The organism is Paenibacillus silagei (genome assembly GCF_017874735.1).
In the GTDB taxonomy this organism is placed as follows: Bacteria; Bacillota; Bacilli; order Paenibacillales; family Paenibacillaceae; genus Paenibacillus_AQ; species Paenibacillus_AQ silagei.
In genome coordinates this window covers 165244-187714 of record NZ_JAGGLV010000012.1, presented here as the reverse complement: position 1 = coordinate 187714, position 22471 = coordinate 165244, and the positions used below count along the sequence as shown (strand labels likewise).

The 22471-nt window shown below is 54.6% G+C and carries 14 protein-coding genes; 12 read left to right on the top strand and 2 right to left on the bottom strand.

The features are described 5' to 3' along the window. Positions 1–8 precede the first annotated feature (8 nt). From J2Z70_RS18770 to J2Z70_RS18720, 11 genes are all read left to right on the top strand, one after another. Complete coding sequence (locus J2Z70_RS18770; protein ID WP_209875788.1) at positions 9–2573, top strand: DUF5696 domain-containing protein; 2565 nt, start codon at positions 9–11, stop codon at positions 2571–2573. After that, positions 2570–3475 (top strand): carbohydrate ABC transporter permease, encoded by a 906-nt coding sequence (locus J2Z70_RS18765; protein WP_245368347.1) that lies wholly within the window; start codon positions 2570–2572, stop codon positions 3473–3475. Before J2Z70_RS18770 ends, J2Z70_RS18765 begins: the two co-directional genes overlap by 4 nt. Positions 3476–3491: 16 nt before the next feature. Then, positions 3492–4442 (top strand): carbohydrate ABC transporter permease, encoded by a 951-nt coding sequence (locus J2Z70_RS18760; RefSeq protein WP_036724912.1) that lies wholly within the window; start codon positions 3492–3494, stop codon positions 4440–4442. Positions 4443–4461: 19 nt separating this feature from the next. Further along, a complete protein-coding gene (locus J2Z70_RS18755; protein WP_342593028.1) occupies positions 4462–5712 on the top strand; it encodes an endo-1,4-beta-xylanase in 1251 nt (416 codons plus the stop codon). Positions 5713–5849: 137 nt separating this feature from the next. Further along, positions 5850–7523, top strand: coding sequence for an extracellular solute-binding protein (locus J2Z70_RS18750; RefSeq protein WP_209875848.1), 1674 nt, complete (start codon positions 5850–5852; stop codon positions 7521–7523). 33 nt (positions 7524–7556) lie between these two features. Next, positions 7557–9314 (top strand): sensor histidine kinase, encoded by a 1758-nt coding sequence (locus tag J2Z70_RS18745; protein WP_209875784.1) that lies wholly within the window; start codon positions 7557–7559, stop codon positions 9312–9314. Further along, positions 9292–10926 carry a response regulator gene (locus tag J2Z70_RS18740; protein WP_209875782.1) on the top strand — a complete coding sequence of 545 codons (1635 nt, stop codon included), beginning with the start codon at positions 9292–9294 and terminating at the stop codon, positions 10924–10926. Before J2Z70_RS18745 ends, J2Z70_RS18740 begins: the two co-directional genes overlap by 23 nt. A gap of 150 nt (positions 10927–11076) precedes the next feature. Next, positions 11077–12783, top strand: coding sequence for an RICIN domain-containing protein (locus tag J2Z70_RS18735; RefSeq protein ID WP_342593027.1), 1707 nt, complete (start codon positions 11077–11079; stop codon positions 12781–12783). A 6-nt stretch (positions 12784–12789) separates the two neighbouring features. Then, on the top strand, positions 12790–13200 hold the full coding sequence (locus J2Z70_RS18730; RefSeq protein ID WP_209875780.1) for a hypothetical protein: 411 nt from the start codon (positions 12790–12792) through the stop codon (positions 13198–13200). A gap of 473 nt (positions 13201–13673) precedes the next feature. After that, positions 13674–14837: a glycoside hydrolase family 27 protein gene (locus tag J2Z70_RS18725; protein WP_209875778.1), complete on the top strand. Its 1164-nt coding sequence runs from the start codon at positions 13674–13676 to the stop codon at positions 14835–14837. Between the two features lie 37 nt (positions 14838–14874). Further along, entirely contained in the window at positions 14875–15072 is a 198-nt protein-coding gene (locus J2Z70_RS18720; RefSeq protein ID WP_042135931.1) for a hypothetical protein, read from the top strand. Positions 15073–15127: 55 nt separating this feature from the next. Here the strand turns inward: J2Z70_RS18720 and J2Z70_RS18715 are convergent, their stop codons facing one another. Further along, complete coding sequence (locus J2Z70_RS18715; protein ID WP_209875776.1) at positions 15128–15736, bottom strand: TetR/AcrR family transcriptional regulator; 609 nt, start codon at positions 15734–15736, stop codon at positions 15128–15130. 188 nt (positions 15737–15924) lie between these two features. Here J2Z70_RS18715 and J2Z70_RS18710 point away from each other — a divergent pair, with 188 nt between their 5' ends. Next, positions 15925–16953: an aldo/keto reductase gene (locus J2Z70_RS18710; protein ID WP_209875774.1), complete on the top strand. Its 1029-nt coding sequence runs from the start codon at positions 15925–15927 to the stop codon at positions 16951–16953. A 115-nt stretch (positions 16954–17068) separates the two neighbouring features. Here the strand turns inward: J2Z70_RS18710 and J2Z70_RS18705 are convergent, their stop codons facing one another. Further along, the gene (locus tag J2Z70_RS18705; RefSeq protein ID WP_209875772.1) at positions 17069–22318 is read right to left on the bottom strand and encodes an S-layer homology domain-containing protein; all 5250 of its coding nucleotides are present in this window, start codon (positions 22316–22318) and stop codon (positions 17069–17071) included. Between the last annotated feature and the right edge of the window lie 153 nt (positions 22319–22471).

Here is a 22471-nt window from a genome sequence, read left to right as displayed (position 1 = left end):
GACCGGGAATGAGGAAGCCGTTAATCATGCTGCTCTCGATTCTCTTCAGTATGAGTGTGCTGGCCGGCTGTTCGGCGTCAAGCTCAGGCAGCCAGGCCAGCGGGCATGAACCGAATCTTGAAGTGTCCTTTACGGAAGGGAGCGCGCTGAAATCTGCCTTCACCGATAGTGGGGTGAGCGGCATGACAGGGGTGCTCGAGAACGCGCAGCTCCGGCTGTTCATGGATGAAGCTACCGGAGGGATTGCCGTCAAGAATCTGTCGGACGGGACGGTCTGGTACAGCAACCCGCTGGACCGTGAAGCGGATGCCAAGGCCAGCGGGGATAATAAAGACCTGCTGTCCGCACAGCTCAAGCTGGATTTCTATAACAACCTGGGTCAAGTCAGCTCTGTCAATTCATATACGGACAGCGTGGCCCATAAGCAAATGAAGATGGAACTGACGCCGGAGGGCGTCAAGGTCTTCTACCAGTTCGGAACGACCGCCGCAACAGCGGAGGATCTGCCGATGAAGATGGGCAAGGAGCGGTTCGAGGAGAAGATCATGAGCAAGATGGATAAGACCGGGCAGCGGACGATGAAAATTGCCTACACCTTCGATGAGGAGAACGGGGTATATACGCGAAACGATGAAGCGCTGAAGGGGCTTCAGCTGGAGCGGACCCTGAAGGGCTTCGAGAAGGCGGGGTACACAGAGGAAGATCTGCAGCAGGATATCGCCGAGAACAAACTCAGCCAGACCAAGCCTGCGCCGCGTATTTTTCAGCTCGCCATTGAATACGCCCTGGACGGGGATCAGCTGGTCGTCAAGGTTCCGGCAGCGGATATCCGCTATCCTGCGGATTATCCGGTGAATGACATCTCCCTGCTGAGCTTCCTGGGTGCCGGAGGGAGCAAGGATTCGGGTTCCATCCTGGTGCCGGACGGCTCAGGAGCGCTGATTCATTTCAATAACGGAAAGATCCGTTATCCCGCATATAAGCAGGCGGTATATGGTGTGGACGGGACGATGGAGACCACAGATGCCTATGCGCAGCAGCAGGAGGTCAAGCTGCCGGTGTTCGGCTTGATCCGGGAGGAAGGCGCCATGCTGGGCATTATTGAACAAGGTGCGTCCTTGGCTACCATCAACGCGGATACCAGCGGCAGATTGAATGGATACAACTATGTGTATCCGAGCTTCACCCTGATTGCCAAGGGAGATCTTACCCTGACGTCAAGCGATCAGAACCGCACCCTGCCGAAATTCCAGCAGGAGCCGCCTAAGACAGATTATGTCGTCCGTTACGCGTTCCTGAGCGGAGCAGAGGCCTCTTATCCGGGCATGGCGCGTTATTACCAGAGCTATCTGGCGGAGCATGGCGGACTGCCTGAGGCGCAGCCGGCAGCTTCCGCAGAAGCTCCTGTGAATACGCCGTTCTATCTGGAGCTGGTGGGCGGAATCACGAAGACCAAGCATGTCCTGGGTATTCCGTATCAATCGCTGGAGGCGTTGACGACCTTCGAAGAGGCCCAGAGCATTCTGGAGCAGATGAAGCAGCGCGGCATTGATCATATCAAGCTGAAATATGCCGGCTGGTTCAACAGGGGCCTCGATCACAAGGTGCCGGACCGGCTGTCTGTGGATCAGGCGATCGGCGGCAGCAAGGGACTGAACCGGCTGGCAGCATACGCTAAGGAGCAAGATATTCAGCTCTTCCCTGACGTGGCTCTGCTTCGGGCGAACCAGACCTCCGGCTTCCGTATTAATCAGAAGGCTTCCCGGATGCTCAGTGAGATTCCGGCAGCCGTCTATCCGTACAATATGGCCTTGAACCGGCGGGACCGTTCCTTCACGCCTGCCTACATTATTTCGCCAAGCAGGATCGGCGGATATGTCGATGCCACGCTGAAGGAGATTGCGCCGTTTCAGACCGGGGGCATCTCACTCAGGGATATGGCCGATCAATTGAACAGCGATTTCCGTAAGAACCAGGAGATCGACCGGTCTGCGTCCGAGCAGATATCGGTCCAATCGCTGGAGAAGATCACCGGACAGTCCCTGCGCATTCTCGCGGACGGCGGGAATGCCTACGCCCTCCCGTATCTCTCTGACATTACGGATGCTCCGGTGTCCAGCAGCCGGTTCAAGCTGGAGGATGAGGAGATTCCGTTCTATCCGATGGTGGTGCGGGGATATGTGAATTACACCGGCAAGCCTTACAACCTGTCCACGTTCACGAATCCAAGGCAGTATATCCTGAAGAGTCTGGAGTACGGCTCCGGTATCTATTATGAATGGATGTATGCGCCTAATTACAAGGTGAAGGATACCGACTACGATAACCTGTATGCGGTCAATTACGAGCAGTGGATCAACCAGGCAGCCGATATGTACACTGAAGTGAACGGAGTGATGAAGAACGTTCAGAATCAGCGGCTGACGGGTCATGAGAAGCTGGCAGACGGTGTCTATAAAAGCACTTACGGTAACGGGATGTCTGTCATCGTCAACTACAATAAGACAGCAGTCCTTGCTGAAGGCCGGACGGTTGAAGCCGAAAGCTATATTACGGGTGGTGAGCAATCTTGAAATCCATACTTAGACTGGACCGCAGATCCTACAAAGAGCAAAAGGCATTAATGGGCTTCTTCTATGTGCTGCCCTGGCTGCTGGGGTTCATCTTCTTCTTCCTGATTCCGTTGTTGTCTTCGCTGCGCTACAGCTTAAGCTCGGTGCAGGCTAATTCCGACGGACTGATTGTTCATTTCAGCGGCTTCCAGAATTATGCCGAAGCACTGACGGTGAATACCGAATTCAACCGCTCGCTGGCCGATGCCATTATGAATATGGTCATCAATGTGCCGCTGATCGTCATCTTCAGTCTGTTCCTGGCGGTGCTGCTGAATCAGAAGTTCATCGGCAGATCGCTGGCCCGTTCGATTTTCTTCCTGCCCGTTATTCTGGCCTCCGGGGTCATTCTGAGCCTGGAGAGCACCAGCCTAATTCAGGCGGTCAACGATCAGAATGCCGGAGCGGGAGCGATTCAGGGGCTGGGCACCTTCGAGCTGGAGGGGCTGATGCTGGATGCGGGCTTAAGCGAATGGGTAGTGAACTATCTGACCAGCGCCGTGAGCCGCATCTATAGTATTGTGAGCCAATCCGGCGTACAGATTCTGATTTTCCTGGCCGGCATCCAGACCATCTCGCCGCAGCTGTATGAGGCGTCCAAGATGGAAGGGGCAACCGGCTATGAGGCCTTCTGGAAAATCACTTTTCCCATGGTCAGCCCGCTCATTCTGGTGAATTCCATTTATACGATTATCGATTCCTTCTCGAATAACGCCATGACGGACCTGATCCGGGAGACCGGCTTCACCCAGTTCAACTTCGGTCTAAGCTCTGCGATGGCCTGGCTGTATTTCGCCGCAGTGGCCTTAATTCTGGCCGTCAGCAGCTATCTGATCTCGAAGAAGGTCTTCTACTATGATTAAAGGGAGGATGGGACTAATGCATGCGACCCGCTTACTGTCGCTCGAACGCTGGAAGAAATGGATATGGTCCTTCGTGCGGCTGACGCTCATTGCAGGCCTGTCGTTCGTGATCCTCTATCCGGTACTTCAGAAGATATCCACGGCCTTCAAGGCCAAGAGCGATCTGTATTCACCGATTGTCGTCTGGCTTCCCGAGAATTACACGCTCGACAATTTCGTCAAAGCGATTGGAATAATGGATTACTGGCAGGCCTTGCTGAATACCTTCACCCTGTCGGCGCTGACTACAATCTTGACCGCCATCTCCTGCGCGCTTGCAGGGTATGGCTTCGCCCGGCTGAAGTTCAAAGGGAGCCAGCTGCTGTTCGCCGGGGTCATATTGACGATCCTGGTTCCGCCGATCACGATTCTGATTCCGGTCTACCTGAATTTGAAGGATTTCAGTCTGATGGGGCTGATTCCGCTCTTAACGGGCGGCAAATCGGTGAATCTGCTCAACACCTACTGGCCGTTTATTCTAACCTCTGCTACGGCGAATTCGCTGAAGGCGGGGCTGTACATTTTCATCTTCCGGCAGTTCTTCCGGGGGATTCCCAAAGAGGTGGAGGAAGCGGCTTATATCGACGGGGCCGGGGTAGGCAAGACCTTCTACCGGATTATGCTGCCTAACGCGATACCGTCCATTGTTACGGTACTGCTCTTCTCGTTTGTGTGGCAATGGAACGACAGCTTCTTCACCACGACTTATCTGACATCCAGCAAGGTGATGGCGACCCAGCTCGGCTCGCTGCCGTATAATCTGGCGATTCTGCTGGAGGACGGCGCCAATTCCAAGGCTGATCCGTTCTACCTCAGCATGGTCCAGGATACAGGGATTCTGCTGGCTATTCTGCCGCTGATCATTATCTACCTGTTCGTGCAGCGGTATTTCGTGGAGAGTATTGAGCGTACCGGGATTGTGGGATAACCGTAGAAGGAGGATGACTGTGCACCAAAAGAACAGAACAAGCACTCCGGCCAGACTGGCCCGGAGTATAGTCTTCGCAGCCGCGCTTCTATGGTTATCCGGCTGCTCCGCTCCTGGCGGGGATGCGGCTCCTGCTGCATCCCCGCCAGGGAATGTAGCGTCATCCCCGGCGGCCTCGCCCGCCGGGACTCCGTCCGCTGCCCCTACAGCTTCGCCTGATGCTGCGGCAGAAGCTCCGGTGCAGCAGGAGGCTCCGCCGCTGGCGGCAGCCTATGCGGATTACTTTCCTATTGGAGCTGCGGTGGAACCGGACCAATTGGAGGGTCCCGCAGCCGACCTGCTGAAGCGGCATGTGAACTGGCTCGTGGCCGAGAATGTCATGAAGCCGGATGCAATTGCTCCGGCTGAAGGCACCTTCACCTGGGAACGGGCCGACCGGATCGTCGCCTTCGCGAAGGCGAACGGCATGGGGCTGCGCTTCCACACCCTGGTGTGGCACAGCCAGACACCGGAATGGTTCTTCCGGGATGAAGCCGGTCAGGCAATGGCGGATGAGACCGATGCAGCAGGGCGCGAAGCGAACAAGAAGCTGCTGCTGAAGCGGCTAGACAGCTACATTACCGCTGTTGTCAGCCGTTACAAGGACGACATCTCCTCCTGGGATGTAGTGAATGAGGTGATTGAGCCTGGAGACCCGGATGGCATGCGGGCCAGCGACTGGTATAAGATTACCGGCACCGAATTCATCGAGACAGCCTTCCGGGCGGCCCGCAAGGCTGGAGGGCCGGAGCTTAAGCTGTATATTAATGATTACGGCACAGATAATCCCGAGAAGCGGGACCGGCTCTACGAGCTGGTGAAGGACATGCTGGCGAAGGGGGTGCCGATTGACGGGGTTGGCCACCAGACCCATATTAATCTGGACTATCCTTCGGTGGAGAGTATTACCCTGTCCATGGAGAAGTTCCATGCCCTCGGCCTTGATAATCAGATCACCGAGCTGGATATGAGCCTGTATGTCTATAACGATCTCAGCGATGTCGGCCCTGTAGTTCCTGAGGATATCCTGCAGCGGCAGGCTGCGCGGTACGGCGAGCTATTCGCTGCTCTAAGAGACAGGAAGGAGCTGTTAAGCGGGGTCATGTTCTGGGGCATTGCGGATGATCATACCTGGCTGAGCACGTTCCCGACCGAGCGGACCGAGGCGCCGATGCTGTTCGACAGGCAGCATCAGCCCAAACCGGCCTTCCAGGCGGTCACCAATTTCTAAATGGTAAAGAACGGGTAAGCCAAACAAGAAATGCACCTTACAATTTCATTATTTTTGCCGGGATAATATAATATTCCGGTAATAAATAATCTTGCAAAGTGAGGTTGCAACTGGTGCCCAAAACAATCAAGAATACAATGGCCTGGACTGTCGCTGCATGCATGGCCGTACAACTGTTAACCGCTTGTGAGAGAAGCAGTAACCTTGCGGAGCGTTCTCCGGTTCCTGAGGGACAGCCGGGGAGCGCTTCGTTATATGAAGAGCCGGGTCTAAGCAAATATGATCCGCCCATCCAGCTGTCGTTCGTACGTGAGAACAACGATGCGCTGGAAGAAATACTGAAGGAATTGCCGGGAGAGTCGCTGGAGCATAACCGCTGGACCGAGCTGTATGAAGAGGTGCTCGGCATTAGGGTCACCTATGATTGGACGGAGTGGAGCTCCATCTACTCCCGCAAGCTGGGGGTATCTCTGGCCTCCGGGGATATCCCTGATATTGTGCGGGTGAATGCTTCGCAGCTCAGGGTGCTGAGCAATGCAGGGCTGATCCAGGATCTGAGCGAAGTCTATGACGAGTATGCAACCCCGTTAACCCGCAAGGTGCTGAGCGAGGAAGGAACGGGCCCGTTCGAGACGGTTACCCTTGACGGCAAGCTTATGGCGATCCCGGAGACCAATTCGTCCATTGAGGGCGCGATGTTCCTGTGGATTCGGACGGACTGGCTGGAGCGTCTCGGCCTGCAGCCCCCGCAGACGATGGCAGAGGTGCTGGCTATTTCGAAAGCGTTTACGCAGCAAGATCCTGACGGTAACGGCAAGCATGATACCTATGGCCTTGCGGTCACCAAATATCTGTGGGACCCGGTCATGGGACTTACCGGGTTCATGGCCGGTTATGGTGCGTATCCTGGAATCTGGATTAAGGACAAGACCGGCAAGCTGGTCTATGGAGGGATCCAGCCGGAGGTCAAGCATGCCCTGCAGGTGCTTCAGGAGTTGTACCGGACAGGACAGATTGACAGGGAATTCGCCTTCAAGGACGGGGTCAAGGCCAGCGACTGGATTGAGCATGAGCAGGTTGGAATGATGTATGGGGAGCAGTGGGGCTCCTTCCTCGTGCAGTCCAGCCGTGAGCATAATCCGCAGGCTGAGTGGCAAGCCTTCCCGCTGGTCTCGGAGTCGGGGGCCGCGCCGAAGGTGCCGCTTCCGTTCAGCACCAACCAGTTCCTGGCGGTCAAGCAAGGCGTCCAGCATCCGGAGGCGCTGATTAAGCTGATTAACCTGCATCTGGAGAAGAATTGGGGGGCTACGAGTGAGGTGGAGCGGTACTATAACGCTCCGCAGGCGGTGTGGAAGCTGTCGCCGGTGACGCCGTTTCCGGTGCAGAAGAACCTGGAGGCCTTCCGGGAGCTGGAGACCTTCCGGCGCAACGGCGATGCCTCCGTGCTTCAGGATGAAGCGAAGACGATCCAGAAGCGGATTGCCGCTTACGAGGCAGGAGGTGCGGACAGCGAGACAGGCTGGGGCTGGGAGCGGACGTACGGGCCTTCGGGTGCTTTTTCCATTCTGGACGGGTATGAACGTAAATCTCAGCTGCTCTATGAGAGCTTCGTCGGCGCACCTACAGAGACGATGATCGAGAAGCAGAATATTCTAAATAATCTTCAGATTGATGCCTTTCTTGATATCATTCAGGGCAGACCGCTCAGCGGGTTCGATAATTTCGTGGCACAGTGGAACAAGCTGGGCGGCGAGCAGATTACGGCTGAGGTCAACGACTGGTACGCAGAGAAGGGCGGGAGCAGCAAATGACCGGACCTGAGCAGACGAGTGGAGGCGGTACACATGCTTAAGTTTCCTGCGGTGTCGATGCGCCACACGATTTTTATCCGGATGGTTGTCACTTATCTTGCTATTATTCTGCCGATTCTGCTGCTGGGACTCTACCTCTACAACTGGAGCTACAGGAATGCAAGTCAGGACCTGTCCAGAGCGACCCTGTCGCAGTTAACCTATTATCTGGAGGACCTGAACCGCGAGGTGGAGTGGATGGAGATCCAGCAGTATGATCTTGCCCAGGATACCGAGCTGAACAAGATTGCCGTGACCTGGAATTACATGGACGATGTTCAAAAGCGGGAGAGCCTGAACTACATCTCGCAGCGGCTCACCTCTCTGAAGAACAGCAGCGCCTACATCGGCGATGTGTTCGTTCATATCCGTACCATTAATAAAACGCTGTCCGCGATGAACGGCATCGATGATTTTGACAGCAGCAAGTTCAATTTCTTCCGGTCCGTCGATCTCAGAAAAGAAGGCCGGCTGATCAACTGGAACAACTTCCTGGAGCTAAGCGTTACCCAATCCAGCGGCAGGAGGAATGAGCCTCCGCTCTTCATCGTGCAGATTGAGCTGGACAACGAGAAGCTGAAGGATTCGCTCCGGGCGATTAACGCGTACGAGGAGAGCGGCTCGCTGCTGGTCTCGCGGCTGACGGACTATGCACTCGGCACAGAGAACAGCTCCCCGGAGATGATTGAGAGCTATCACCAGGCGATCGATGAAGGGAACCTGTACAACTGGGAGCTGGACGGAATTCGGTATCATATCGACAGCTTCACCTCGGACAAGCTGGGGATGGCTGTTGCTACCTATTTGCCGGAGAAGGCGGTCAAGCGCCCGCTGACCAAGTTCGTGGTCTGGGCCTGGCTGTTCGCGGCGGCGTCCTTCCTGGCGGTGCTGATCTATTCCTACGCCACCTATAAGTTCGTCCAGAAACCGCTGCTTGTGTTGATCCGCAGCTTCAAGCGGATGGAGAGCGGCTCGCTTGATATTCAGATTGACCATGCCCGCAAGGATGAATTCGGCTATCTGTATCTACGGTTCAACCAGATGCTCAGTAGGCTGCGGATGCTGATTGACCAGGATTACACCCAGAAGCTGATGATGCAGCGGGCGGAGCTGAAGCAGCTCCAGTCACAGATCAATCCGCATTTCCTCTATAACAGCTTCTTCATTCTCAGCGCCCTGGCGAAGCAGGGGGACAGCTCCCGGATTGAGGAATTCTCCGGCATGCTGGGCGAATATTTCCGGTTCATCACCCGTAACGGAGAGGATAATGTCCGGCTTGCGGAGGAGACGCGCCATTCCCGGATGTATACAGAGATCCAGAAGATGCGCTTCTCCAGGCGCATTCAGGTTCAGTTCGATGAGCTGCCGGAAGACATGGAGGAACTGCGGGTTCCGCGTCTGATTCTCCAGCCGATTATCGAGAATGCCTATGAGCATTGTCTGGAGAAGCAGGCGGAGGATGGGGAGCTGCGGGTTTCTTTTGAACAGGAGAAACGGGAGATTCGCATTATTGTTGAGGATAATGGAAGCGGGCTGACCGATGAACGGATCGAGACTCTGAGAAGGCGGCTGAATCAGAACGGTGGAACGCATGAAGTCACCGGCATGAGCAATATCCACCGGCGTATCCAATTAATCTACGGGGAAGGCAGCGGCCTGTTCCTGGACAGAAGCATGTTAAACGGCCTCCGGGTCGAGATCCGGATTAGGCTGACGGGAGGTGAAGGTCTTGTACAGACTATTGATCGTTGATGATGAAGAGATAATAACAGACGGCTTATACGAGGCGTTCAACCAGCTGCTTCCGGACAAGCTTGATGTCTACAAGGTCTATTCGGCCAAAGCGGCCCTGGAGTGGCTCTCGCGCACCCGGATCGATATTGTGCTGACCGATATCCGCATGCCCGGCATGAGCGGGCTGGAGATGTCTGAGCAAATCCGGGAGTTTTGGCCGCGGTCACGGATTGTTTTTCTGACCGGCTATAGTGAATTCGATTATGCCTATAGTGCGCTGCAGCTTCCCGGGGCCCGTTATCTGCTGAAGACCGAGGGCTTCGACAAGATTATTGAGACGGTGCAGGAGGTGCTGCAGGAGATTGAGCAGGGCAACATGCTGAGTGAGCTGCTGGAGCAGTCCAGGGAGCAGCGCGATTCCATGGAGACGGCGGCGCAGGGCGATTATCTCCGCCATCTGCTTCAGGACAGCCAGGCCTTGTGTAAGGATACGGATGCGTTACGTGCAGACTTCAGCAAGCTGGGTATCAGCCTTAGTGCGGATACCCCGGTCATGCTCGTTCTTGGACGGCTTACCTACCCGGAGGGCATCTCTTACATGGACCGGCGTGAGCTTCTGACCTCTTCCCGGCTGATCTGGAATTCCCATCTGGCGGAGATGACCCGGCATGCCTGGGTGCTTGACAGGCACGGGGATCTCCTGTGGCTGCTGCAGCCTCTGCACAATGCCGGGGCTGCCTTCGGCGTGAATTTCGCGCGGTATCTGGAGGGGACGCTGGAGATGATCCAGGAATCCTGCCGGCAGACGCTGGGCCTGCCGGTTGCTTTTACGGTCAGCGGCTCGGCCTGTGCCTGGACAGAGACCGGCCGCCATTACGAGCGGCTTCACCGGCTGCAGCAGATGAAGATCGGGGACGGCATCTCCATGGTGCAGATTGACCGCAGCGGTCCGCCGGAGTCTGACGCAGTCCGTGAGACTGGGGTCCGGCTCCAACAGCGGGTGGAGAATCTTGCGGCCCATCTAGATGCCGGACGGCGGGAGCGGTTTGCTGAGACGCTGGAGGAGATCCGGAAAGGCATTCATTCGGGCGTCTCCGTGGAAGAAGCCGCCGAGCTGTATTATACAGTTGCCCTTGTGCTGCTGTCCCATATGAACCGCTCGGAGCTCTACGGCCTTGTCAATGAATATGGCAAGCTGATGCGGCTGGACGAGCATTCTTCCCTGGGGGAGGGCATCTATTATCTGGAGAGGCTGGCCTCAGATCTTTTCGAGCGGAGAAGCACAGCCGAGAAGGAGCGCTCCTCGGAGGTTATTGAACGGATCTGCGATTATATCCACAGCCATTTGGGCGAAGACCTGTCTCTGGTGCGGCTGGCCGAGCTGCATTATTTCAATCCGTCGTATCTGTCCCGCTTCTTCAAGCAGGAGCAGGGCATTAACCTGTCAGAGTACATCGATCAATGCCGGGCGGTCAAGGCGAAGGAGCTGCTGGGAAATGAAGCGCTCAAAATCCGTGATGTGGCGCTGGATGTCGGCTATGAGGCCCATCATTCCTTCACCCGGTTCTTCAAAAAAATGACGGGAATGACCCCCCAGGAATATAGGGAGTCTGTGCATATAAATCTATAATTTGTCATTGTATCAACTATAATCTGTAAGTCTATCAACTATAATCACACAGGTTTCCGCCCGTCTCCGCGCAGAGTACAATTCAGATGTATTCGCTTTCATTAAGACGGCTTCCGCCGATTTCACGAAATGAGAAGGAGATGGGTATCTGTGAGAAAAAGGAAGTTAAGCTTATCCATGAAGCTGCTGGTGATGCTGGCCCTGCTGCTGACGCCGATGCAGTCCGGCGGCGGCACTGCAAACGCTTGGGAGGATTCGCCTGTTCCCAAGCTGCATGTAAGCGGCAATCAGCTGGTGAACAGCAGCGGGCAGCCTGTGCTGCTAAGCGGCTGGCATCAGCCTACCGGGGCTTACTGGACGTATCAGAACAGCAATTATTATCTGAACCGCAACGGCGGGAACCGGCATAAGGCCACTCTGGAGTACCTGAAGGAGATCACGGATACCTTCACCAGCACCTCCGGCAAATACGGCAACAGCCACGGCTGGTACTCGAATCAGGTCCGCCTGTTCATCGACCGGGAGGATATGGGCGATGTCGCGGCAGGAACGTATAACTTCGCGGGCCTTCAGGCAGCTACCCAGAATCTGATCATTCCCTATGTGGAGTATGCGAAGACGAAGGGGCTGTACGTCACGCTGGGGCTGGACTTCACCCTGCTTGACAATAAGGCGACCACCCAGGCCAATCTGGACAAGTTCAATCAGATCTGGGGTTACCTGGCCTCCCAGCCGGGACTCAAGAGCGCGGATAATGTCATGTTCGAGCTGGTCAACGAGCCGGTGCTGAGCGATGTGAACGGACAATGGGGCGGCAATCCCTCCCAGCCTAACTTCGCAGCGTTCTGGAATTCGCTGAAGAACTTCCAGAACTCCATGATCTCCACGATCCGCAGCAAGGGCGCGGATAATGTGATCTGGGCTTCAGGACTCGGCTGGGATCAGCATTATCAGCTGACGGCATCCAGTCCGCTGACTGACCCGCTGAATAATTACGGCTATGCCGTTCACTGGTACCCGGGCTACGGCGCTTATGACAATTTCAACTCGCTTCAGCAGATCTGGGATAGCAGCATCAAGCCTGCTGCCGATGCTTACCCGATCAATATTACTGAAACCACCTGGTTCAAGAACCAGCCGGGCGACTCCGCATATTGGGATCTGTTCAACGGTACGAATGCAGGCTTCGGCAAGAATACCAAAGCGATCTTCACCGCCGCCGGCAATGTCAGCATTGCCGTCCATATGAACGGCTTCCTGCTCGATCCCGGTCCCAAAAGCTCCTTCGCCGATCCGGACGGCGGGCTGCTCTATGACGGCAACGCCACCCGGGACGGCATGGCGCGCTTTATCTTCGAATGGTACTACGAGCGGGCACAGTTCAACCCCTGGAATGGGGTGTGGAACGGGGTCACCAACAATGCGAAATATAAGCTGATCAACCGGGCGTCAGGCAAAGCGATTGACGTTCCGAACGGGCAGAATACGAACGCCCTTCAGCTCCAGCAGTGGCCGGAGAACACGGCGCTGGCTCAGCAATGGACGGTTACGGATATGGGCACGTACAATAATATTTACCGGCTGCGCAGCGTGAATTCTTCCGACAATAAGGTGATGGATGTGCGTAACGGCACGAAGAATAACGGCGAAGCCATCCAGCTGATGCAGGATTTGAACAACACCGCCCAGCAGTTCCGGCTCATCAAGCTGAGCAACGGCTACTGGAGCATTCTTAATGTGAACAGTAACAAGGCAGTCGAAGTCACAGGAGCCTCCACCGCAGACGGCGCGAAGCTCCAGCAGAACCTCTACCGCGGCGATCTGCACCAGCAGTGGAAGCTGGTTCAGGTGAACTAGAGGTTTATGGTAAGAGCCCCCTTCTCCATCTGCAGGGCGGTCCGGGACAGTACCGGATTGCCGCGCGGGGGAAAGGGGGCTTTTTTGAGCGTGCGGGAGGTGCTACTGCCCAATGTAATCGAAAAACCGATTACATTCGGCGCTGCGGAGGCGCGTGGGCTCAATGTAATCGAAAAACCGATTACATTCGGCGCTGCGGAGGCGCGTGGGCTCAATGTAATCGAAAAACCGATTACATTCGGCGCTGCGGAGGCACGTGGGCTCAATGTAATCGAAAAACCGATAACATTCGGCGCTGCGGAGGCACGTGGGCTCAATGTAATCGAAAAACCGATAACATTCGGCGCTGCGGAGGCGTGCGGGCGAAAGGTAATCGAAAAACCGATTACATTCGGCGCTGCGGAGGCGCGTGGGTGAAATGTAGTCGATCTGTAGAGGTGTGGGTGGCGAAGGCTGGAGGTTCAGGCGCAAAGGTGTGGAGGGACACAGTTGCCATTTATACACTTACTGGTGAACAAAAGGCTCCTCCTACGGCAATGGTTGGATAAACAACACTTAATTTTGCGCATTTCCACTAAAGTGACGAAATCAAACCCATTAGATGCTCTTTATCCACTTGCTCCCGCCTAATCCTGAGAATACGGAAAATTAAGATACCCTTTTCCACCTATGTTCAGAAGTGGAGACGGATCAAGCAGTTTTGATGGCGGCTAAGGAGGCAGATAAGCATCACACTCAAAAGCAACATTTGTCGATATGAAAGCAACGTCAAGCTATAGAATGCAAGGCTCCAGTATGATTAAATACATAAAGAATACAGTATTTATGCAGATGACTACTAGCTGGTAACTATTTATTTAATGATGGACTCGAAAGGATGAATACGAATGATGGACAAACAGCAACAGCTTGGCTTAACGCCGCCGATGGGATGGAATTCATGGAATACTTTTACTTGGGATATCAATGAGCAATTGATCCGGGAAGCGGCCGATACGCTGGTGGCGGACGGTTACAAGGATGCAGGGTACGAATACATTGTGATTGACGACTGCTGGAGCTTGAAGGAGCGGGATGAGCAGGGCAGACTGGTGGCCGATCCGGACAAATTCCCGAACGGAATGAAGGCGGTTGCAGATTATATTCACTCCAAGGGACTGAAGTTCGGGATGTACTCTTGTGTGGGAACGCATACCTGCGCAGGTTATCCGGGCAGCTTCGAGCATGAATTCCAGGATGCCGCATCGCTGGCGGAATGGGGTGTAGACTTCCTGAAGTATGACTACTGCTTCAAACCCAGACATATGTCGGGGGAGCTACTGTATAAGCGGATGAGTCTCGCACTTAAGAACTGCGGAAGAGACATTCTTTTCTCCGCATGTAACTGGGGTGAAGATAACGTCTACCAGTGGATTCGTGAATCCGGCGCGCATATGTACCGTTCCACCGGCGATATCCAGGACAGCTGGGAATCGATCAAGACGCTGGCGCTGTCACAGCTTGATAAAGCCGCCTACACCGGGGCCTACTGCCATAACGATCTGGATATGCTGGTAGTCGGCATGTACGGGGGCAGCAACAGTGACTTCATCGGCAGTCAGATCGGCGGCTGCACGGATGTAGAATACAAGACGCATTTCTCGCTGTGGAGCCTGCTGGGCTCTCCGCTGATGATCGGCAGTGACATCCGCAAGGCGAATGAAGCGACCAAGAAGATTCTACTGAACCCGGATCTGATTGCCATCAACCAGGATATCGAGGGCCGCGGAGCTTACCGCATCAAGCCTGAGCCGCAGTGGTTCCATACCAATGAAGTGTTCATGCTGGTAAAAGTATTAGCAGACGGTGACCTCGCGATCGGATTCTTCAATCTGAGTGATGGTCAAAGAGAGATGTCGCTGCAATTCTGGGATTTCGGGCTTCCATATGCCTCCGGCAAATCGCTGTCCCTGTATGACTGCTGGGAGCAGAAGGAGCTTGGGGTGTTCAGAGAACGGTTTGCTCCGGTGGTTCCAGCCCGTGACTGTCTGATCGTGCGGGCGAAATTGGTCTGATCGGTCTAGAGACAAGAAAGAAGAGAAGCGTATGAGCATGAACAGAACGTGCAGACAATGCGGTGTTCCGCTGATGACCGATGATGTGGCGATTTACCTGAAGCTGGTCACGCGCAATGCCCAGGATTTCCTGTGTATCGACTGTCTTGGCGAGCAGCTGAAATGCGGACGCGAGCCGATTGAGCGGCTGATCAAGTATTTCAGGGAATCGGGGAAATGCGTGCTGTTCCGTTAACGTTACTGACAAGCCAGAGCAGTGGTCTCCATGGATGGAGATTCGCTGCTCTGTTTTACTTTTGTGGGACAGTGTTATCAAGACAGGGGGTGTTACGTATATACACGGTTAACATTCTGGCAATATCTTCGGGCGGCATGGCTCGGTCGCTCATGAACCAGTGATGGATAAGCCCAAATTGTGCGTTACCCAAATAAGCTATCGCATATTCAGTAAATAGGCGGCTTGCGTTGTCCATCTCCGGTTGATGTTGTATAAGATTATCATATAAGCGTGTACCCGTCAGATACCGCAGGCGTTCTTGGATCTCTGCCGGAGCATCCGGATGGAATAATGCCTTGAAAAAACTGGCATGCTGCTGCATATATTCAAAGGCCTTTGTGATAGGAGGGTAGGCTCCTTCCGGATCAGGGTAGTCGATTAACTCCTTCATATGGATGGGCTCAAATACCTCTAGCAACCCTTGAATAAATGATGTTTCCTCAATCAGATGAAAAATATCTTTATAGTGCAAATAGAAGGTACCCCGGTTAATCCCTGCTTTTTCACAAAGATTCTTGACCTTCAGCCCTTTAATTCCTTCCTGCTCCAAAATAGAAAATAAGGCATTCTCCATTAGGGTACGGCTGCGGACGACTCTCATGTCTGTACTCTGTTCAATCATGGGCTGATCTCCTTTTTACTGATAACCATTAATTAATCAACACTATTGACATTGTATCTATTAATATACACTTTGCCTGTAATGTTCATTGATCTCCTTGGTATGCCTGATTATAATAGGTCCTAGCGCTGGAATCAACACGTGTTCATTATCTTTGCCATGGCAGGAACTTAACTGGGAGGTTTAACATGGAATATCGTTTTCTTGGAAAGACCGGTACTAAGGTCAGCAGCTTTGCGCTTGGCGGGTCTGGTTTTGGAACCAGGACAAGTGAAGCAGAGAGCCGGCTAATCATAGATAAGGCTTTGGATTACGGGATTAATCTAGTGGATACCTCTAATATTTACGGACAGGGAGAATCAGAACGTGTGATAGGCCAAGCTATTAAGCACAGACGGGGAAATGTATTGCTGGCTTCTAAATTTGGTGCGGAGTCTCCTGAGAAAATTAATCAGAGCGGCGGGTCACGCCGCTGGATCAGGACGGCTGTCGAGCAAAGTCTGTTACGTCTGCAAACCGACTATATAGACATTTATCAGCTTCATCTTCCGCTGGAATGGATGGGCTATGAAGAAATTCTGCTCACGTTAAACGATTTGGTGAGGGAGGGGAAAATTCATCATATCGGCACCTCCAATCACCTCGGCGGACAGCTTGTACAAGCACAGACGATTAGTGACCGTTATCATATTCAGCGGTTTGTAAGTGAACAGACACCTTATTCATTGATTAACCGGCGCATGGAATTTGAACTTGCGGGAATCGCCAAGCAGTACAATTTGTCTCTTTTTGTGTATAGTCCCTTATCCGGGGGCTTGCTGACTGGGAAATATAAACCGGGCCAGCCCGCACAAAGCGGCACACGCGCTTCCGAATTAAAAGGATATATGGATAATCTTGACCCGGAACTTGCCGAAAATGAACACAAGTTCAAGATCATTGCCCAATTGCAGCAGTTGGCCAATGAAGCGGGGATTTCGCTGGCGGATATGGCCACCGCTTTTACACAAAGCCATCCGGCCGTCACCTCTACGATATGGGGACCGCGGACCTTAAAGCAATTGGGTGCCTATATCTCCGGTGCGGAGACCAGGCTCAGTACAGATGTGCTGGATGCGATTGATGTTATTGTTCCGCCAGGCAAACGGGTAGATGACAAAGAGCAAACCTGGACTCCGGAGTGGATGAAGCCGGAACAGCGCAGACGGCATATGTAGCTGCACGAACCGGGAATTTAAGTATAATAACAACAGCGGCAGAACAAGACTGATAACAGTCCCGTGCTGCCGCTGTGTCATTTATTTGCAGGGTTGAAGGAAGAGTCTAAGGGTTTCAATTCACGAAGCCCGCCTGCTCCAGTAATCTAAGAATCACTGTTGCCGCTTCCGCACGGGTTGCGGATTGACCCGGCTGGAATTGCCCGGCAGGTGTACCGGTGATCAGGCCTGCCTGAACCGCCTTGGCCACATCCTGCTGCGCCCAGCCCGCAATCTTGTCTGCATCCTTGAAGGCTGCAGGCTGAAGCTCTGAAGCTGGGAGCGGCGAGCCTGCAAGGGCCATTGCCTTAACCAGAATAATGGTCATCTCCTGGCGGGTAATGATGTCGTTCGGCCGGAAATTATTGTCCGTTCCGCCCTGCACCAGACCCAGCTCAGCGGCTGTTCCGACACTTCCGGTGTACCATGCGCCGGAGGGGGTATCCTTAAACGAAACATCTGCCGAACCGGAGGAGGAATAGCCCAGCGCACGAACCATCATCGCTGCGAATTCCGCGCGCGTTGTGGTAGCGTTCGGTGCGAATTTGCTGTCCGTTAAGCCGGTGAGGATGTACTTGGAGGCCAGCTTTTCGACGGATGCCTGTGCCCAGTGCCCCTTGATATCCGCGAATGTCTTGTTGCTTGAAATTACCGCAAATGTGCCGTTGTTCGGACTGTAGAAGGTTACACCGGTGCCGTTGAAGACCGCCGGGACGAAGGTGAAGCTTCCGTCCTTCCCGATCCGGACCACGGTCGTATTCCGGCTGTCTGCCGGACTGTCGAGCTGCAGGGTGCCCCGGGAATAGCTGCCCTTGAACCCTGGAATCTCCACTGTACGTCCGTTGGCTTCAGCCGTTACCGTGTATTCAATGGCAGGGCTGATTAATTTGCCCTGGGCTGCCAGAACAGCCTGAAGGATCTCTTGCTGCCGCTGTTCCGGCAGGACCGTCATACTGACCTTAAGCTTCCAGTCCCCGGTTCCCAATTGCTGTCCCCAAGCTGCGGTATCAACCGCTTTTACAGGGAAGTGGAAGGTGCCGAGCGGAGACGAGACGGTGATCTGTTCTGCCGCTTTTACTTTCTGCGCATCCAGTGTGGCTGTAGCAGTAGTTCCTGTCACCTCTGCTTCGACGGTCAAATGACCGCTGCCGCTTGGTGCTTCCGGCTGAACAGGGGTGATCGAACCAACGGTAGGGTTACCGCCGTTGCCACTACCGGCGTTAGTACCACCGTTGTTACCGCCGCCAGGATCACCGCCGCCGTTGTTACCGCCGCCAGGATCACCGCCGCCGTTGTTACCGCCGCCAGGATCACCGCCGCCGTTGTTGCCGCCGCCAGGATCACCGCCGCCGTTGTTGCCGCCGCCAGTTTCGCCGCCGCCGTTGTTACCGCCGCCAGGATCACCGCCGCCGTTGTTACCGCCGCCAGTTTCGCCGCCGCCGTTGTTGCCGCCGTCGTCAATCGCAAGCGTATGCCGCGCATAAATATCGAACCGGTCGAACGCAGGCGCGTATTGGCGCGGAACCGCTGTGTAAGGAGTGAAGCCTTGCGCCCCGGTTCCTCCATAAGGATTGGAGCCGCCGTCATACGTATTATTGTTGGAGAAACGGATGCTGTTGGTGCCTGCTTTCAGTTCAACATCAAAGGTCTGTGTGGCGAACTGCTGCCATGAGATGGTGTTCTTGAAGTAGACTGTCTGCGGCTCGCCGCCGTTGACGCTTACTTGCGCATAGCGTTCAACAACGTCATTGTTGTAAGCATGGGTCCCCGCACTTTCACCGTTCGCGTAGGTAACAACCAGTTTATAAGTGCCTGCTTTGGACACCGTGATGTCCTTAAGCTCCAGATACCGCTCTGCTCCGTCGAAGGAGGTAATGCCGTTCACATATTTGCCGCCGGAAGCGTATTTGGCAAAGGCATCCTCACGGATGAGCGGCAGCTCGGAGCCGGCCGGAGTACCTACGACCGTTGCCGCCTCTGCCTCAACGGAATATACAGAAGTCTGGCTGACGAAAGCTGCGTTAATATAATCGAGACTAAGCGCAGCGCTGGAACGTACATCAACCAGGTTGATGCCTGTGCGTAAGAAGGTTGGTACTGTAGCGGTCTGCCATTGTCCGCCGGTATCCGTAACAGGCAGATCCACGAGCGGCTTGCGGTCATGTTGAATTTGCATTTTGCCTGCGCCCGATGCGGCATAGCGAATCTGCAGATCATACATGCCGTCTTGCAGCACACTTACCACAAAGCGGGTATTGGCGTCCTGGCTGCTGCCGTAACCGGTCACATATCCGGCGCCCTCGAAGCCTTCAAGGCTGCTCTCTCTCGACAACCCCAGCGCAGGGTCGTAGTCGGCGAATTCCGCCTGCACACGGTAGTTGGGGTGTGCGCCCGGTAAGCCGCTATACGTTAGTTCGATTGCGTCAAGGGTGGATTCGCCCTGGCCTGCTTCTCCCGTATCCGGGTTGTATTTGCTGATGCCGATGGAATGCGTTCCTTGCGTCAGATTGGCAAAGATCGTATTGCCTCCCAGCAGCTGCATGTTGTAATCCGCACGCAGAACCACCTTCGTTGCCGGCTGATCGTCAATCTTGATGAACCATTCGGAATTGATGCGCTGATTCGCATCTCCGGTATTGGACTGATTGCGCAGGGGGGAGGTTGCGCCGCTGCCGCCAATCAGATCCAGACGGTAGCTCCCGTCTGACGGAACCGTAACATCGGTCCACTTCACCAGGCTGTCCGCAGCCTTGATGCCTTGAACGTACTGGCCGTTCGAGGCGGAGCGTCCGGTACTCTTGCGCGGATAGTGATCCGTCAGGGTCACATTGGTCCGCACCTGCGCATTCTCAGCCTCGAAGCGCTTATAGAAAGTCTCCTTCGGGGCATGATCTACAGCCGGAGTAATGACTGCATAATACGCCGAGGTGTAATCGTTCAGGTTGACATCCAGTGTGACCGAGCCGTTCTTGACGGGATAATCACGGTCCAGGATCTGGGTAGGCTCTACGAGAAATCCGGTCAAGCCCGTATATCCAGCATGCCATACGGTGATATGCACCGCTTCTGCTTCTGTGAGGAAGGAGGGGCTGTTCCCATTGCCGGTCACGTTATTGAACACGATCTGGCCGTCTCCTTGTGTGCCTCCGAACGCGATACTGACCTGCTTTTTGTTGTCCTGAATGGAGCTTAGCCCGTACAAGCCGGGGCCGAAGGCATCATTCTCATGTCTGGCGTTGATGACCTCAATCTTGGCCATGTCGCCGCCCATCATATCGGCATACCACTTGTAGAGCCACCATGCCCCGTTAGGCTCGTTCTGCCCGGCGAGCAGGGACCCGTAGGAGTTGGCCGTGTTCCAATACGGCAGCATGCTGTTCATTTTCAGCTCATCATAACGTGCGATGTAATGAATCAGCGAGCCGCCTACGGCAATCTCCGAGGTAGCGGCATACTCGTTAATGTCCACTTTGATCGGGAAGGGAACCGTCCGGTCCGGGTACAGCTCTTTATAGCGCTGCACGGACCCCGCTTCCACCGTCCGGAAGGTGGCTACGTTCAAGGGAGCCTGGTTGAAGGCTTTGTCCCACAGCATATGCCAGCTGATAATGTCCGGCAGACAGTCATTCTCTACGCAGTAGGGAATGAAATCCTCGAATACCTTGGCTCCGTACTGGGTTAGATTCACTCCGGAAATGACTGCACCGGGGTCAATCTCCTTGATTTTCTTCGTTACCGCCAGCCAGTCGCTGTTGAATACGGCTCTCGAATTCTTGCCTGTCTGGTTATCCGCCAGCAGCTGGGGATAACGGGTATTGTTCTGCTCAGGCTCATTGAACGGGATATAGATGAATCTGGCATCCGCATCCCGCCCCGGATTCGCCGCCGCCCATTGCTCTTTATACGCTTTGACTGCCGTTGTAATCGGAATGACGGCTTCCTGAATATATTCGTTAGCCGTTCTGGACGGATAGTACCAATGCTGATAATAATCCTGCATAACGATATTGACAGCTTCTCCGCCAGCCTCGAAGAAATAGTCCGACACCCTGAGCGCGTCACCGGTCGGGTGCTGGATGCCGTTCGGCGGCTTCTGGGAGATATGCGAGGGCTTGATCGGAATGAGTGTATTGATATCCGGCACATTCGGCTCGCTGATCGCATACAGTGCGCCGGAAGAGCCATGGAATACAGGTCCGAGCGAGCGGTCTGCCAGATCAACCGAGATTTTGGCCGGCTTGGCTGAAGTGTTCTCTTCATGCTTCGTCTCTGCATAGAGTGCGCTGACCTGATTGGCATTTAACTGGACATTGTAGATCCGCAGATCGTCGAATTTCCCCTTGATATCTCCATCCGAGGTATAGAGCGATCTGCCGAAATCATTGAATTTCAGGGCGTTCAGATAATCACGCGAGAAAAAATGCTCCAGAACGGAGGGCATGGTCGCTCCTGATGAGCTTTTGCTCTGATCCAGACCTTTGATGCCAACAGGAACACCGTCCAGGTATACCTCATAGGCCCCGCTGCTGGTCATAGTGACGGTCACCTGCTGCCACTTGCCCTTGGCCGGGTTACGGTTCCAGACGATATCGCCTTTGTAGCTGGCAATCTGACTTGGATTCGTGCCGGTATAGATCCGGTTGCTGAACGTGCCGTCTCCGGCGATGATAATGAACTCGGAGTCCTGCCAGCCGCTTACCCCGGCATTGCTCAGCCCCTTCTCGGCAATTGTGGAGGACAGCAGACGGTTATAGGCGTTAGCCGAAGAGTCGATGTTGGCCCAAAAGGAGATGGACAGTTCATCCTTGATCCTGCTGTAGAGCTGATCGGGCAGCTTCAGCCAGGCAGTACCGTTCCCGCCGCCGGGTAAAGAGAGGACGTCTCCGCGCTGGTCGTCATAGACAATGGCAGCTACTCCCTTAAGCTCGGCGCGTTCAGCGGCCGCATCGGGGTAGACGCTGTTTACCACCGAGGTGCGGTCAAGCACCTGCCCGGAGCGGAAGCTCCACTGGAACAGCGGGGCCGCCTCAACAGCGGTCTTCAACTGGAGCTGATCCGGCGCAGTCTCCTGAACAGGAGCAGCCTCCGGCAGTGCAGCAGCATCCGCCACCGCAGCAGCATCCGGCTCCGCCGGGGAAGCAGGGGTTTCATCGGAATCAGGTGCCGTAACCGGATTGGTCACTAACTCCGAATCAGTCACCCATACAGAATCTTCCACAGGAACCGGGTCTGCGGCCGGAGATGTGGAAGCGCTTGCCAAACTGGAGGGCAGGAGAGTCAGAATTGCCAGTATAGATATCAGTGAACGCTTAAGATATAGCCTCAATAGATACTCACCTCTTTTGTTTTTTGGGGATACCTGTCCTAATAGAACGGTCTGCGCACTTGAAACACTTCTCTATTCACTAACACTTATCTCCGCTATCTCCGCATAGGCACCGCAACCTCCCTGTCATGGCTGTTCGCTTCACCGAGAATG